Consider the following 12,757-nt stretch of genomic DNA (forward strand, 5'->3'; position numbering starts at 1 on the left):
GCGCGTCGCCGGTGAAGGAGAAATACAGCCCCGCCGCCGTCAGCGCGCAGGACACGATTTCGATCGCGCTGCCGAGCTGCACGCCGTTCTGGCCGATCGCCCGCAGCAGCGAAATCACCGACAATGCGAGCGCCGCGGCCAGCGCCCAGCGCGACCAGTTTTTGCGCCGCCGCGCGGCCAGCCAGACGAAATAGACAAAGAGCACGATCAGGCAGGCTGTCAGCAATGTCTCTGTCGCAATCATGGCCTCCGTGATGCCAGCCGTCGGCGTGCGGTCCTGAAATGCCGCCGACAGCGCATCCAGCGTCAGCGACAGATACAGCAGCACTTCAAACCACAGCACGTTCCTGGGCACGGTCATCGGAACCCGATCATTGCATGATTATCCCACGATTATCCCAAGATCATTGCGCGACCATTGCTCGGTCATTCCTTGGGGAATTCCAGTCCCATTTCGCGGTAACGGTCGGGATCCTCGCCCCAGTTCTCGCGCACCTTGACGAACAGGAACAGATGCACCGGCACGCCGGCGATCCCGGCGATCTCCTTGCGCGCGTCGGCGCCGATCGACTTGATGGTGGCGCCGCCCTTGCCAAGCACGATCTTGCGCTGGCTTTCGCGCTCGACGAAGATCGTCTGCTCGATCCGGATCGATTTATCCTTGCGTTCGGTCCAGCTGTCGGTCTCGACGGTGGATTGATACGGCAATTCCTGGTGCAACTGGCGGAAAATTTTCTCCCGCGTGATCTCGGCCGCCAGATGCCGCATCGGCGCATCCGACATCTGGTCCTCGGGATAGTGGAACGGCCCTGCCGGGACCATGCCGGCAAGGGTCCGGCGCAGGTCGTCAACACCGTCACCTGACAGCGCCGAGATCATAAAGGTGTCTTCGAACTTCAGGCGGTCGTTGGCGGCTTTCGCCAGCGCCAGCAATTTCTCGCGCGGCACCAGGTCGACCTTGTTCAGCACCAGGATTTTGGGATGCGCGACGGTCGCGAGCTTCGTCAGGATCGAATCCGCCTCCTCGTCGATCCCGGCCTTGGCATCGAGCAGCACGCAGACGAGATCGGCGTCATGCGCCCCGCTCCAGGCGGTCGAGACCATGGCGCGGTCGAGCCGCCGCTTCGGCGCGAAGATGCCGGGCGTGTCGACCAGGATGATCTGCGCGTTATTCTCGATGACGATGCCGCGGATCAGCGCCCGCGTCGTCTGCACCTTGCGCGAGACGATGGTCACCTTGGCGCCGACCAGCGCGTTGACCAGCGTGGATTTGCCGACATTGGGCGCGCCGATCAGCGCGACGAAGCCGCAGCGCGTCGGGCCAGATGCGGCCTGCCGTTGCGACTCATCCGTCATTGCTGCCGCCAACACCCTCGCGCGCGATCATCACCGATGCCGCGACCTTTTCGGCGGCGCGCTTGCTGCCGCCGACGCCTTCGGCCGGCGCCAGCCCCGGCAGATCGACGGCGACGCGGAACTGCGGATCGTGATGCGGCCCGGTGCGCTCGACCTCGCGATAGACCGGCGTCGGCAATCCCTTGCCCTGCGCCCATTCCTGCAGCACGGTCTTGGGATCGCGCAGCGGCCGCCGATGCTTGCGCATCCGCTCGGTCCAGTTGCGCTCGACGAATTGCGCCGCGGCGGCGTGGCCACCGTCGAGATAGATCGCCCCGATCACGGCTTCGCAGATGTCGCCGAGCACGGATTTGCGCAGGCGCGCGCCCGCCCCCGCGCCGAGCTGGCCGAGCTTGATGTCGTCGAGCAGACTGAGCGACTTCGCCACGTCGGCGCAGCTTTCCCTGCGCACGAGATCGGCGAGCCGCTTCGACAGTTCGCCCTCGTCGGCTTTCGGGAACGCGCGATACAGCATGTCGGAGACGATCAGCCCCAGCACATGGTCGCCGAGAAATTCCAGGCGCTGGTAGCTGTCGCCGCGATTGCGGACCGGCTTCAGCGCCGACACATGCGTTAACGCGGTGGTCAGCAGCGCCGGATCGGCGAATTTATGCCCGATGCGCGCTTCGATCGCCGCCGTCGCGGCCTTGGCGCCGGCCTTGCCGCGCTTCTTCTTTGCCGCGCCAGCGCGGCCGGCGTCAGGCTGGGGGCTCGGCTCGCCCGATTTCGGGGAATCCTGGATGACGGGAGTCTCGTCGTTCATCGCACGATTGAAAATATGCGATTCCAGCGCACCGCGACCGGCCAGCGCCAGAACATCCAGGCGTGTTCGCCCTCGGCAACGGAGAAGAAGATCATCTGGGCGCGGCCGACCACATTCTCCAACGGCACGTAACCCACCGCCGACTGCACGCGGCTGTCGGTCGAATTGTCCCGGTTGTCGCCCATCATGAAGAGGTGACCGGCCGGCACGGTGTAGACATTGGTGTTGTCGTAAAAGCCGTTGTCGACGCAATCCAGCGTTTCATAGGTGACCTTGTTCGGCAACGTTTCCTTCCAGCGCTTCACCCGCGCGGTGGCGTCGGAGCCGCAAGGATCCTCGCCGATGAAATCGCTCAGGCGCTCGCGCTTGACCGGGACGTCGTTGACGTGGAGCAGCCCCTCCTTCATCTGGACGCGGTCGCCCGGCAGCCCGATCACGCGCTTAATGTAGTCGGTGGAGTCGTCCTTCGGCAGGCGGAACACCACGATGTCGCCGCGCGCGGGTTCGGAGCCGAAGATGCGTCCGGAGAACAGTGGCGGCGACAACGGAATCGAATAATGGCTGTAGCCATACGAATATTTCGACACGAACAGATAGTCGCCGACCAGGAGCGTCGCCTTCATCGATCCCGAGGGGATATTGAAGGGCTGGAACAGGAACGTTCGTATCACGAGCGCGATCAGGAGAGCGTGGATGACGACGCGGATGGTTTCGCCCAAGCCGCTTTCAGATTTTGTCCCGGATGTCACGCTCATCGCTTTCCCAATTCCCGCAAGCTTCGCCTGCGTGGTCGCAGAACGTTTTCCTCACGCGGAACGTTTGCCGTTCGCGCCAAGAAAATGGTCTTGATTCCTGATGTTGAGAGCAAATTCCGGCGCAAACCTGATTTTGCCCTGGCTCGATTGTACCCTGCGGCGTTTTTAGACGGTTGTTCGGGGGCGCGCAATCAACAGGCTTATCAAAACTTGATAATCCATTGAAATAACTATGACTTTTAGTTTGCCCCCGGTCCCCGGCCGCTGTCGCCTGTCCCGACTCATGATGTGCCGGGAACGACCGCCGAAATTATGACGAAGGCCTGCGCCAAGGGCCAGTCGTCGGTGATCGAAAGATCGATCCGCGCCTCGAAGCCCGCGGGCGTCAGTTGCTCGAGCCGGGCCAGCGCCCCGCCCGTCAGTTGCATGGTGGGACGGCCGCCCGGCAGGTTCACCACCCCCATATCCCGCCACCACACCCCGCGCCGGATTCCGGTGCCGAGCGCCTTGGAACAGGCCTCCTTGGCGGCGAACCGCTTGGCGTAGGTCGCCACCACCATTTTTTCGCTGTTGGCGCGGCGCGCGGCCCTGGCGCGCTCGGCGTCGGTGAAGATGCGGTCGAGGAAGCGATCGCCGTGACGCTCGATCACCCGCGCGACCCGGGTGATGTCGATCAGATCGGAACCGATGCCGATGATCATGCCGTGCCCGCGCGCGCGATCGCCTTGCGACCGCGGTCCATCGCGGCCCGCATCATTCGAACCGTCTCGCCGAGGCCGACGAATATCGCCTCCCCGATCATGTAATAGCCGATGTTCAATTCCACGATCTCGGGCAGCCCCGCGATCGTCTCCGCCGTCCCGTAGTCGAGGCCGTGCCCGGCATGGACCTCGAGCCCGGCGGATCGGGCGAGCCGCGCGCCGTGGACGATGCGCTGCCATTCCGCTTCCGCCCTGGCGGAGCGGCCGTCGACCACGGCGTCACACCAGCCGCCGGTATGGATTTCGATCACCGGCGCGCGCAGCCTGGCGGCCATTTCGATCTGGCGGGGCTCGGCGGAAATGAACAGCGACACCCGGATCCCGGCGTCGCCAAGCCGCGCGATGTAGGGCGCGAGCGCGTTGTGCTGGCCGACCACATCGAGGCCGCCCTCGGTGGTGAGTTCGGCGCGGCGCTCGGGCACCAGACACACCGCATGCGGCCTGGTTGCGAGCGAGATTTTCAGCATGTCCTCGGTCGCCGCCATCTCGAAATTCAGCGGTTTCGAGATTTCAGCTTTCAGCCGCGCCATGTCCTGGTCGCGGATATGGCGGCGGTCCTCGCGCAAATGCGCGGTGATGCCGTCGGCGCCGGCCGCGATCGCCGCGAGCGCCGCCCGCACCGGATCCGGCCGCGTGCCGGCCCTCGCGTTACGCAGCGTGGCGACGTGATCGACATTGACGCCGAGGCGGAGCGGAGGGAGTTTTGACATAGAGGACTCGCGATAGAATCTGGAGCGATTGAGATAACCCGAACCTCGTGCACGGGCAAAAGCGCGAAGCGCATTCTCGCACCAGATGACCCGCGCATCCATCGTCTTGAGAAGGATGGATTTCCGGGTCAAGCCCGGCAATGACGAAATAGGTTACCCATTGACGCGTTCGACTCGCGCGACGACGGCTTTGGCGCGCAACTGGGCGATAATGGCGCTGAGATGCTTGAGGTCATAGACCTCGAGATCGATCGTCAGCTCGGTGAAGTCGGGCGAGCGGCGCGTCATGTTGATGTTGTCGATATTGCCGTCATGCTCGGCGATCACGGTGGCGACCTGGGCGAGGCTGCCGGGCTCGTTGACGTTGTCGATGCGAATCCGCGCCGGAAAACGCTGCGGCATGGTTTCGTCGATGTCCCAGCGCACGTCGAGCCAGCGCTCCGGCTCGTCCTCGAAATCCCTGAGCGCCGGCGAATGGATCGGATAGATCGTAATCCCCTCGCCCGGCGAGACGATGCCGACGATGCGGTCGCCCGGCACCGCGCCGCCGTTCGGCGCGAACTTGACCGGCAGATCGGAGTTGATGCCGCGCACCGGAATCGCCGAAGCGCTGCGCGCCGGATGCGGCTGCGATTTCAGCTTCAGCTTGACCGCGAGGTTGGCTTTCCAGGTCCCGTAGCGGACCAGCCGTTCTTCCCGGTAGTCCGGATACATCGCGCGCGCGACGTCGGATGCCTTCAGTTCGCCGCGCCCGACCGAGGCCATCACGTCCTCGATCGAGGCGCGTGCGAGCCTCGGCAATGCCCCCTTCAGCTTGTCGTCGGCATATTCGATCTTGGCGCGAGCGAACAGCCTTTCCACGATGCGGCGGCCGAGCCCGGCATATTGATCGCGCACCGCCGTCCGGGTCGCACGCCGGATCGCCGCCCGCGCCTTGCCGGTGACGGCGAGCGATTCCCAGGCCGACGGCGGCGCCGACTGCGCCTGCGAGGTCAGCACCTCGACCTCGTCGCCGTTCTGCAGTTCGGACGACAATGGCGCGAACTTGCCGTTGATCTTGCAGCCGACCGCGCTGTTACCGACGTCGGTATGCACAGCGTAGGCAAAATCGATCGCATTGGCATGACGCGGCAACGCGATCAGTTTGCCCTTCGGCGTGAAGCAGAACACCTGGTCGTGGAACAGCTCCAGCTTGGTGTGTTCCAGAAACTCCTCCGGATTGGCGCTTTCCGACAAAATGCCGACGGTGTTGCGCAGCCAGGCGAAGGCGTTGGATTCACGCTTCAGGAGTTCGGTCGGGGAACCGACGCCGTCCTTGTAGAACGGATGCGCGGCAATGCCGAATTCGGCGATCTGGTTCATCTCCTCGGTGCGTATCTGCAATTCGACGCGCTGGTTGCCGGGCCCGATCACGGTGGTGTGGATCGAACGGTAATCGTTCTGCTTCGGCGTCGAGATGTAGTCCTTGAAGCGCCCGGGGACCACCGGCCAGGTCGTGTGCACGACGCCGAGCGCGCGGTAGCAGGCTTCGGCGTCGTTCAAGACGATGCGAAAACCGTAGATATCGGACAATTGCTCGAAGCCGACCGATTTGCGCTCCATCTTGGTCCAGATCGAGAACGGCTGTTTGCGGCGACCGCAGACGCGCGCCGCAATACCGTTGTTCTGGAAGTTCTTGGTGAGCTGGCTTTCGATCTCGCCGATCAGGTTGCGGTTGCGGTCGGCCAGCGCATCCAGCCGCTGCTTCACCACCGCGAAGGCTTCCGGATCGAGCACATGGAAGGAAAGATCCTCGAGTTCCTCCCGCATCTCCTGCATGCCCATGCGACCGGCCAGCGGGGCATAGATGTCGAGGGTCTCTTCGGCGATGCGGCGGCGCGAGGCCGGCGGCACGAACTCCAGCGTGCGCATGTTGTGCAGGCGGTCGGCGAGCTTGATCAGGAGCACGCGGACGTCGTCGGCGATCGCCAGCAGCAGCTTGCGCAGGTTCTCGGCCTGTTTGGCTTCGCGCGAAACCAGTTCCAGGCGCTTCAGTTTGGTGAGACCCTCCACCAGCGCGCCGATCTCGTGGCCGAAAACATGGTCGATTTCGGTGCGCGTAGCCTCGGTATCCTCGATGGTGTCGTGCAACAGCGCGGCGACGATGGTGGCGTCGTCGAGCTTCAGATCGGTGAGGATCGCCGCGACCTCGAGCGGATGGGAGAAATAGGGATCGCCCGATGCGCGGGTTTGCGCGCCATGCGCCTTCATGGCGTAGACATAGGCGCGGTTCAGCAGGTCTTCATCGGTGTCCGGATTATATGACTTGACGCGCTCGACCAGATCGTATTGCCGCATCATGCGCGGGCGCGGAGATTTGACCGGCTTCTCGGCCACGGCCGACGCAGGCGCCGTGGCGACCGAATCGGTCACGGCCTGCATTTCCCGGGAGGTGCGCCGCCGATAAGCCATCTCTGCCTCATGCACGCGCCGAATTGGCTCGCTTCGCCATAATCTAGTGCGCTTTGAGCGAAGCAGCAGCCCTTTTGGGGCCGCGAAACCGTCAATTCCGCCCCGCTCCGGTCAAGGACGCATCGTAACCGCAAAAATGTCAACAAAAGCAAAGGCCCGGACAAATGTCCGGGCCTTTTTTCATATCGGCGCTCTCGAAGGGTGCCAAACCGTCGGTTTATTCGTCCTCTTCGGGCAGTTCTTCCGGAGGGGCCAGGCCCTCAAGGCCCTTCAACAGCTCTTCCTCGGTCATGCGCTCGACCGCGACCTCGGTATCGTCGGCATCGACGCTGGCGCCCGCCGAACCGATCAGGGGCACGGTATCGGGCTCGGGCTCGTCGACCTCGACGAATTTCTGCAGGGAATGCACCAGTTCCTCGCGCAGGTCCTCGGGCGAAATCGTGGAATCGGCGATTTCCCGCAGCGACACCACCGGATTCTTGTCGTTATCGCGATCAACCGTGAGTTGTGACCCGGAGGAGATCATGCGGGCGCGATGGGCAGCCAACAGGACCAGATCGAACCGGTTATCGACCTTATCAATGCAGTCTTCTACGGTGACGCGCGCCATCGATTGTCGCTCCGTTAAATGGGACGGAATATGCTGATTATTCGGGGTTAGTTATAGGGGTGAGTGACGTTTCGCAAGACCAAATTTGTAATTTGCCTTCCCGGCAGGCTCTGATAACCCATTCCGGGGGTCAGAAGGCCGGAGCGTCCGGGGCACGTCGCCGGTTGCGGTGCGGGACAAACAATCTCCCGCTGCATCGTCAAAAGTATAGGTTTTTGCCCTCGCCTCACCATAATTGCAGTGGTGACTGTAGGTGGGCAAGATTCACCGAACTTTAGACAGCATGGCTGGGAGCGCGCGCGGTCGATTGCCGCTGCGCCAGGAACATTAACGACAACGCGAGAAAAGTTTGATGTCACCTGTTTCCAACAAGATCGCGCTCTTCATCGATGGCGCCAATCTTTATGCGACCGCCAAGACGCTCGGCTTCGATATCGATTACAAGCGCCTTCTCAAGGAATTCCAGAGCCGCGGCACGCTGCTGCGCGCGTTCTACTACACCGCGATCATTGAAGATCAGGAATATTCGTCGATCCGTCCCCTGATCGACTGGCTCGACTACAACGGCTACACCGTGGTGACCAAGGCGACCAAGGAGTTCATCGACGCCAGCGGCCGCCGCAAGGTCAAGGGCAACATGGACATCGAACTCGCGGTCGATGCCATGGAGCTCGCCGGGCACGTCGACCAGATCGTGCTGTTCTCGGGCGACGGCGATTTCCGCTCGCTGGTCGAGGCGGTCCAGCGCCGCGGCGTGCGGGTGACCGTGGTTTCCACGATCTCGAGCCAACCGCCGATGATCGCCGACGAGCTGCGGCGCCAGGCCGACGTCTTCACCGATCTGGTAGAGCTGCAATCCAAGCTCGGCCGCGATCCCTCCGAGCGCGCCGCCCCGCGCGAGCCGCGTCATCACGCGCCGCAATTCCTGCAGCGCGCGACCACCACGGCGCCCAGGGTCGATGACGACGATTTCGAAGACTGAGATCGTCCCTGTCGCCGCCGAACCCGACCGCGATTGCCCGCTCTGTCCGAGGCTTGCCGCCTTCCGCGCCGAGGCGCGGGCGCGCGAACCCGGCTGGTTCAATTCCCCGGTGGCCTCGTTCGGCGATGCCGCGGCGAGGCTGTTGATCGTCGGATTGGCGCCGGGCCTGCAGGGCGCCAACCGCACCGGGCGTCCTTTCACCGGCGATTATGCCGGCGACCTGCTCTACGCGACCTTGCTCGAATATGGTTTTGCCAGTGGCGACTATCAGGCGCGGCCGGACGACGGACTGCGGCTGGTGGATTGCCGGATCAGCAATGCGGTGCGCTGCGTGCCGCCGCAGAACAAGCCGCTGCCCGCCGAGATCCAGACCTGCCGGCAATTCCTGATCGCGACCATCGCCACGATGCCCGGCCTTCGCGCAATCGTGCTGCTCGGCCGCGTCGCGCATGAATCGACGCTGAAGGCGCTCGGACTTCGCAGCGTGGCCGCGCCGTTCGCACATGGCGCGATCCATCAGGCCGGCGCGATCAAGCTCTACGACAGCTATCACTGCTCGCGCTACAACACCAACACCGGCGTGCTGACGCCAAAGATGTTTCGCGGCGTGTTTGCGAAAGTGCGGGCGGATTTGGCCTAGCAGCACTGCATCGAACGGCGGCTTCGGATCGTATTCGATCAATAGCAGCGCCTGCCTAAAAATATGGAAAACAACCCCATGCAAAGTAGCAGTTGCCGGCATGATGCCTGGAGCGATGGCGAAAACAGTTGACTCGTCGGGCAAATCAAGGGCACTCCTCCATCATCCCGCAACCCGCAAGACGGCCATGCCTGCCCGACAGGGATGGCTCGTTCTGGATCGGCGTTGGTCACACCGGATTGTCCTTGAGCCATGCCAGCACGTCGCCGGCATTTCGATCCGGCGGAAATACCGGATAGAACACCTGGGCAATGCGCCCGTCATCGACGATCAGCGCCAGCCGCTTGATCAGCGTCAATCCCGCCACCTCCATGGTCGGCAAGTTGAGCGCGCGGGTCAGCGCCAGCTTCTCGTCCGACAGCACGGGAAATGGCAGATGCAGCCGGGAGGCCATCTCGGCCTGGTAGGCATTGCTCTGCGTCGACAGGGCGAACACGCCTTTGGCGCCGGCGGCCTTCAGCTCCGCGAACAGATCGCGGAACGCGCAGGTCTGGGGCGTGCAGCCGCGTGCCCCGGGAATCATGTCCCAATCCTCGACCAGACTGATCTTGCCGGGCTCGCCGGTGCGGGGATAGGCGAACAGCACAATGCGACCCGGCAGCGCCGACAGATCGACCAAGGTGTCGTCGGTCGCAACCAGGCTGATCGGCGGGACGGCCATGCCGACCAGATGTGCCGCCGCGCCATCGTCGGCCGGTGCCGGGATCTTGCTCCAGTCGACTTCGAGCAGGTTTTTCTGGTTCATCGTTACCTCATTCATTTGTAGGATGGATGGAGCGATAGCCATCAACGACGTTGAGATGATGGGTTTCACTGCGTTCTACCCATCCTACAATCTCTGGTTCATCGCATAATTCTCCGTCGATCGTCATTGCGAGGAGCGCTTGCGACGAAGCAATCCAGCTATCCGTTATGCCGTGAAATGGATTGCTTCGCTGCGCTCGCAATGACGGATAGGGATGTCGCATGGTTGCTTCATCTGCGACCTCCTGATTACTCGTCATTGCGAGGAGCGCTTGCGACGAAGCAATCCAGCTATCCGTTATGCCGTGAAATGGATTGCTTCGCTGCGCTCGCAATGACGGTACCGTTATGCCGTGAAATGGATTGCTTCGCGGAGCTCGCAATGACGGATAGGGATGGGGTCAGCCATTACCCCCGCGCCCGCATCAGGCGGCCCTTCTCGCGGCCCCAGTCGCGCTTCTTTTCACTCTCGCGCTTGTCGTGCAGCTTCTTGCCCTTCGCCACCGCCAGCAAGAGTTTGGCGCGGCCGCGTTCGTTGAAATACAGTTTGAGCGGAATGAGCGTCATGCCCTCGCGGTCGACCGCGCCCAACAGCTTGTTGATCTGCTTTCGGTGCAGCAGCAATTTGCGCGGCCGCTTCGGCTCGTGGTTGAAGCGGTTGGCCTGCAGATATTCCGGAATATTGGCGTTGATCAGCCAGATCTCGCCATCCTTGGTGTCCGCGTAGGATTCCGCGATCGTGGTCTTGCCGCTGCGGATCGACTTCACTTCGGTACCGGTCAGCGAGATGCCGGCCTCGATCGTGTCCTCGATCGCGTAGTTGAAGCGCGCCTTGCGGTTCTCGGCGACGACCTTGATCGGGCGTTCGTTCTTCTCGGCCACATCAAGCCTTCTTGAGCAGATCGCGGATCTCGGTCAGCAGCTCTTCCTGACGGGTCGGCTTCGGCGGTGTCGCCGGCGCGGCCTCTTCGCGACGCTTGAGCTGGTTCATGAGGCGGATGACCATGAACAGCACGAAGGCGATGATGATGAAATTCAGCGTCAGCGTCAGGAAATTGCCCCACGCCAGCACCGCGCCCTGCTTCTTGGCGTCGGCGAGATTGGTTGCCGTCACGGATTTCGAAAGTCCGGTAAAGTAGTTGGAGAAGTCGAGACCGCCAGTGATCGAGCCGATCACCGGCATGATGACGTCGCCGACCAGCGAAGTGACAATGGCGCCGAAAGCCGCGCCGATGATGACGCCGACCGCGAGGTCGACGACATTGCCCTTCATGGCGAATTCCCGGAACTCCTTCAGCATGGTCTGTCCCCTCAAGGCTTTTTCTTCATTGATCGGGTGAAGACGCGCACGACGCTAACGCTTCAGTTGATGAGGCCGGCATGCACCATGGCGCTGCGCACCGCCACGCGCGTCGGCTCCGACACCGGCACCAACGGCAGGCGCAGCTTCTCGTCCAGCTTGCCGAGCAGCGAGAGCGCGTATTTCACCGGTGCCGGGTTGGATTCGATGAAGAGATTGGTGTGCAACGGCATCAGCTTGTCATGCAGCTTGAGCGCGGTCGCGACATCGCCCTTTTGCCAGGCCAGGTGAAATTCCGAGCACAATCTCGGCGCGACGTTCGACGTCACCGAAATGCAGCCGTGACCGCCATGGGCCATGTAGCCGAGCACGGTGGCATCCTCGCCCGACAATTGATTGAAATCCTCGCCCATCGCCGCGCGCTGCTGCGATACCCGCACCATGCTGGCGGTGGCATCCTTGACGCCAGCGATGTTCTTCAGTTCGAACAGCCGCGCCATGGTATCGACCGACATGTCGATCACCGAACGCGGCGGAATGTTGTAGATGATGATGGGAATTCCGATCGCATCGTTGATCGCCTTGAAGTGCTGATACATGCCTTCCTGGGTCGGCTTGTTGTAATACGGCGTCACCACCAGCACCGCGTCCGCGCCCGCCTTCTCCGCATGCTGGGCAAGCTCGATGGCTTCCTTGGTCGAATTGGAGCCGGCGCCCGCGATCACCGGAACCCTGCCCCTGGCTTCATCGATGCACCACTCGACGACACGCCTGTGCTCGTCATGACTGACGGTCGGGCTTTCGCCGGTGGTGCCGACCGGCACCAGGCCGTTTGTGCCCTCGGCGACCTGCCAGTTCACCAGCGCGCGGAAGGCCGCCTCGTCGAGCGAGCCGTTCTTGAACGGCGTGACCAGGGCGGTGAACGATCCCCGGAACTTTGTCTTGGCTGCCATGGAATTCCTCCAAACACGCGGTTTACGGCACCGCCGATGACCTTTGTTACGACGCGTTTTCTTGATGCGAACCGGTAGCTCCCCGCATCAGGTGCCGGGCCAGGTTTTCGCCATGTAACGCAATTCATACCGGGTCTGACGATCGGGCGAAAGGGCCGTGCCGGCCTGGCGGGAGCCGCGATTTTGCCGTGGTGATGGCGCAAACAGCTTTTGGCCAATGACGATTTTAGCATTTCGTCCACATATTCAATCAAATAGAGCTTAAGGCTTCAGCGATTGAATGATTCGCCGCCCGCAGAGGAAAGCCGTGACCCCTTCCGCCCGCGCAGCCGCATTGCGATCGACGGCACTGGCGACGAGTCTGATGCTGGCGGTCGCCTTGTCGGGGATGACAGCGGACGCCCGGGCCAAGCCCAAGGTTCCTCTGCCGAAGCCGCGGCCGATCGCCCGCAACGTCGCTCCAAAAACGACCCCGGCGACGCCGACCGCCGCCCGGAATACCGCACCTGCCGAAACGGCTGTGCCCGCGACTTCCGCCCAGGAGGCGCGAGCCCCGACACCATCCCTGGCGCCGGCAGCCCGCCAGCAAGCCGCCTTGCCGCCTGCGACGGCGCGCAAACCGGTCACGCCGGC

General features: G+C 63.0%; 16 protein-coding genes. 2 read left to right on the forward strand and 14 right to left on the reverse strand.

Translation table 11 applies throughout. The features are described from left to right. The 8 genes from WCE35_RS01625 to rpoZ all read right to left on the reverse strand — a co-directional run. The coding region (locus WCE35_RS01625) for a hypothetical protein (protein ID WP_424591597.1) at positions 1–361 on the reverse strand (361 nt) is incomplete at its 3' end. A 65-nt stretch (positions 362–426) separates the two neighbouring features. Continuing rightward, entirely contained in the window at positions 427–1,356 is a 930-nt protein-coding gene (gene era, locus WCE35_RS01630) for a GTPase Era (RefSeq protein WP_424591598.1), read from the reverse strand. Continuing rightward, the gene (gene rnc / locus WCE35_RS01635; protein ID WP_424591599.1) at positions 1,346–2,158 is read right to left on the reverse strand and encodes a ribonuclease III; all 813 of its coding nucleotides are present in this window, start codon (positions 2,156–2,158) and stop codon (positions 1,346–1,348) included. Before rnc ends, era begins: the two co-directional genes overlap by 11 nt. Next, positions 2,155–2,913 (reverse strand): signal peptidase I, encoded by a 759-nt coding sequence (gene lepB / locus WCE35_RS01640; protein ID WP_424591600.1) that lies wholly within the window; start codon positions 2,911–2,913, stop codon positions 2,155–2,157. Before lepB ends, rnc begins: the two co-directional genes overlap by 4 nt. Positions 2,914–3,194: 281 nt before the next feature. After that, a complete protein-coding gene (acpS, locus tag WCE35_RS01645) occupies positions 3,195–3,614 on the reverse strand; it encodes a holo-ACP synthase (protein WP_424591601.1) in 420 nt (139 codons plus the stop codon). After that, positions 3,611–4,384 (reverse strand): pyridoxine 5'-phosphate synthase, encoded by a 774-nt coding sequence (locus WCE35_RS01650; RefSeq protein ID WP_424591602.1) that lies wholly within the window; start codon positions 4,382–4,384, stop codon positions 3,611–3,613. The genes acpS and WCE35_RS01650 overlap by 4 nt, the downstream gene beginning before the upstream one ends. A gap of 153 nt (positions 4,385–4,537) precedes the next feature. Then, the gene (locus tag WCE35_RS01655; RefSeq protein ID WP_424591603.1) at positions 4,538–6,835 is read right to left on the reverse strand and encodes a RelA/SpoT family protein; all 2,298 of its coding nucleotides are present in this window, start codon (positions 6,833–6,835) and stop codon (positions 4,538–4,540) included. 217 nt (positions 6,836–7,052) lie between these two features. Further along, entirely contained in the window at positions 7,053–7,445 is a 393-nt protein-coding gene (gene rpoZ, locus WCE35_RS01660; protein ID WP_424591604.1) for a DNA-directed RNA polymerase subunit omega, read from the reverse strand. Positions 7,446–7,797: 352 nt separating this feature from the next. On the opposite strand from rpoZ, the gene WCE35_RS01665 reads away from it, so the two are divergent. Together WCE35_RS01665 and WCE35_RS01670 are read left to right on the forward strand one after the other, a co-directional pair. Further along, on the forward strand, positions 7,798–8,427 hold the full coding sequence (locus tag WCE35_RS01665) for an NYN domain-containing protein (protein ID WP_424591605.1): 630 nt from the start codon (positions 7,798–7,800) through the stop codon (positions 8,425–8,427). After that, positions 8,405–9,067 (forward strand): uracil-DNA glycosylase, encoded by a 663-nt coding sequence (locus WCE35_RS01670; RefSeq protein ID WP_424591606.1) that lies wholly within the window; start codon positions 8,405–8,407, stop codon positions 9,065–9,067. Before WCE35_RS01665 ends, WCE35_RS01670 begins: the two co-directional genes overlap by 23 nt. A gap of 229 nt (positions 9,068–9,296) precedes the next feature. Here the strand turns inward: WCE35_RS01670 and WCE35_RS01675 are convergent, their stop codons facing one another. The 6 genes from WCE35_RS01675 to WCE35_RS01700 all read right to left on the reverse strand — a co-directional run. After that, entirely contained in the window at positions 9,297–9,872 is a 576-nt protein-coding gene (locus tag WCE35_RS01675) for a peroxiredoxin (protein ID WP_424591607.1), read from the reverse strand. Between the two features lie 7 nt (positions 9,873–9,879). Continuing rightward, positions 9,880–10,131: a hypothetical protein gene (locus WCE35_RS01680; RefSeq protein ID WP_424591608.1), complete on the reverse strand. Its 252-nt coding sequence runs from the start codon at positions 10,129–10,131 to the stop codon at positions 9,880–9,882. Between the two features lie 148 nt (positions 10,132–10,279). Then, positions 10,280–10,753 carry an SsrA-binding protein SmpB gene (smpB, locus tag WCE35_RS01685; RefSeq protein ID WP_424591609.1) on the reverse strand — a complete coding sequence of 158 codons (474 nt, stop codon included), beginning with the start codon at positions 10,751–10,753 and terminating at the stop codon, positions 10,280–10,282. 1 nt (position 10,754) lies between these two features. Continuing rightward, complete coding sequence (gene mscL / locus WCE35_RS01690) at positions 10,755–11,171, reverse strand: large conductance mechanosensitive channel protein MscL (RefSeq protein ID WP_424591610.1); 417 nt, start codon at positions 11,169–11,171, stop codon at positions 10,755–10,757. A 62-nt stretch (positions 11,172–11,233) separates the two neighbouring features. Continuing rightward, positions 11,234–12,124, reverse strand: a complete 891-nt coding sequence (gene dapA, locus WCE35_RS01695) for a 4-hydroxy-tetrahydrodipicolinate synthase (protein ID WP_424591611.1) — start codon at positions 12,122–12,124, stop codon at positions 11,234–11,236. A 261-nt stretch (positions 12,125–12,385) separates the two neighbouring features. Beyond that, positions 12,386–12,757 (reverse strand): hypothetical protein (locus WCE35_RS01700; RefSeq protein ID WP_424591612.1); only part of this gene is annotated, 372 nt, incomplete at its 5' end.

This window comes from Bradyrhizobium sp. (assembly GCF_049691595.1).
Taxonomy (GTDB): domain Bacteria; phylum Pseudomonadota; class Alphaproteobacteria; order Rhizobiales; family Xanthobacteraceae; genus Bradyrhizobium.

What these genes read in the sequence shown, in the direction of transcription:
- era (WP_424591598.1), bottom strand. Translation starts at nt 1,356, where the DNA reads ATGACGGATGAGTCGCAACGGCAGGCCGCATCTGGCCCGACGCGCTGC.
- rnc (WP_424591599.1), bottom strand. Translation starts at nt 2,158, where the DNA reads ATGAACGACGAGACTCCCGTCATCCAGGATTCCCCGAAATCGGGCGAG.
- lepB (WP_424591600.1), bottom strand. Translation starts at nt 2,913, where the DNA reads ATGAGCGTGACATCCGGGACAAAATCTGAAAGCGGCTTGGGCGAAACC.
- acpS (WP_424591601.1), bottom strand. Translation starts at nt 3,614, where the DNA reads ATGATCATCGGCATCGGTTCCGATCTGATCGACATCACCCGGGTCGCG.
- WCE35_RS01650 (WP_424591602.1), bottom strand. Translation starts at nt 4,384, where the DNA reads ATGTCAAAACTCCCTCCGCTCCGCCTCGGCGTCAATGTCGATCACGTC.
- WCE35_RS01655 (WP_424591603.1), bottom strand. Translation starts at nt 6,835, where the DNA reads ATGGCTTATCGGCGGCGCACCTCCCGGGAAATGCAGGCCGTGACCGAT.
- rpoZ (WP_424591604.1), bottom strand. Translation starts at nt 7,445, where the DNA reads ATGGCGCGCGTCACCGTAGAAGACTGCATTGATAAGGTCGATAACCGG.
- WCE35_RS01665 (WP_424591605.1), top strand. Translation starts at nt 7,798, where the DNA reads ATGTCACCTGTTTCCAACAAGATCGCGCTCTTCATCGATGGCGCCAAT.
- WCE35_RS01670 (WP_424591606.1), top strand. Translation starts at nt 8,405, where the DNA reads ATGACGACGATTTCGAAGACTGAGATCGTCCCTGTCGCCGCCGAACCC.
- WCE35_RS01675 (WP_424591607.1), bottom strand. Translation starts at nt 9,872, where the DNA reads ATGAACCAGAAAAACCTGCTCGAAGTCGACTGGAGCAAGATCCCGGCA.
- WCE35_RS01680 (WP_424591608.1), bottom strand. Translation starts at nt 10,131, where the DNA reads ATGACGAGTAATCAGGAGGTCGCAGATGAAGCAACCATGCGACATCCC.
- mscL (WP_424591610.1), bottom strand. Translation starts at nt 11,171, where the DNA reads ATGCTGAAGGAGTTCCGGGAATTCGCCATGAAGGGCAATGTCGTCGAC.
- dapA (WP_424591611.1), bottom strand. Translation starts at nt 12,124, where the DNA reads ATGGCAGCCAAGACAAAGTTCCGGGGATCGTTCACCGCCCTGGTCACG.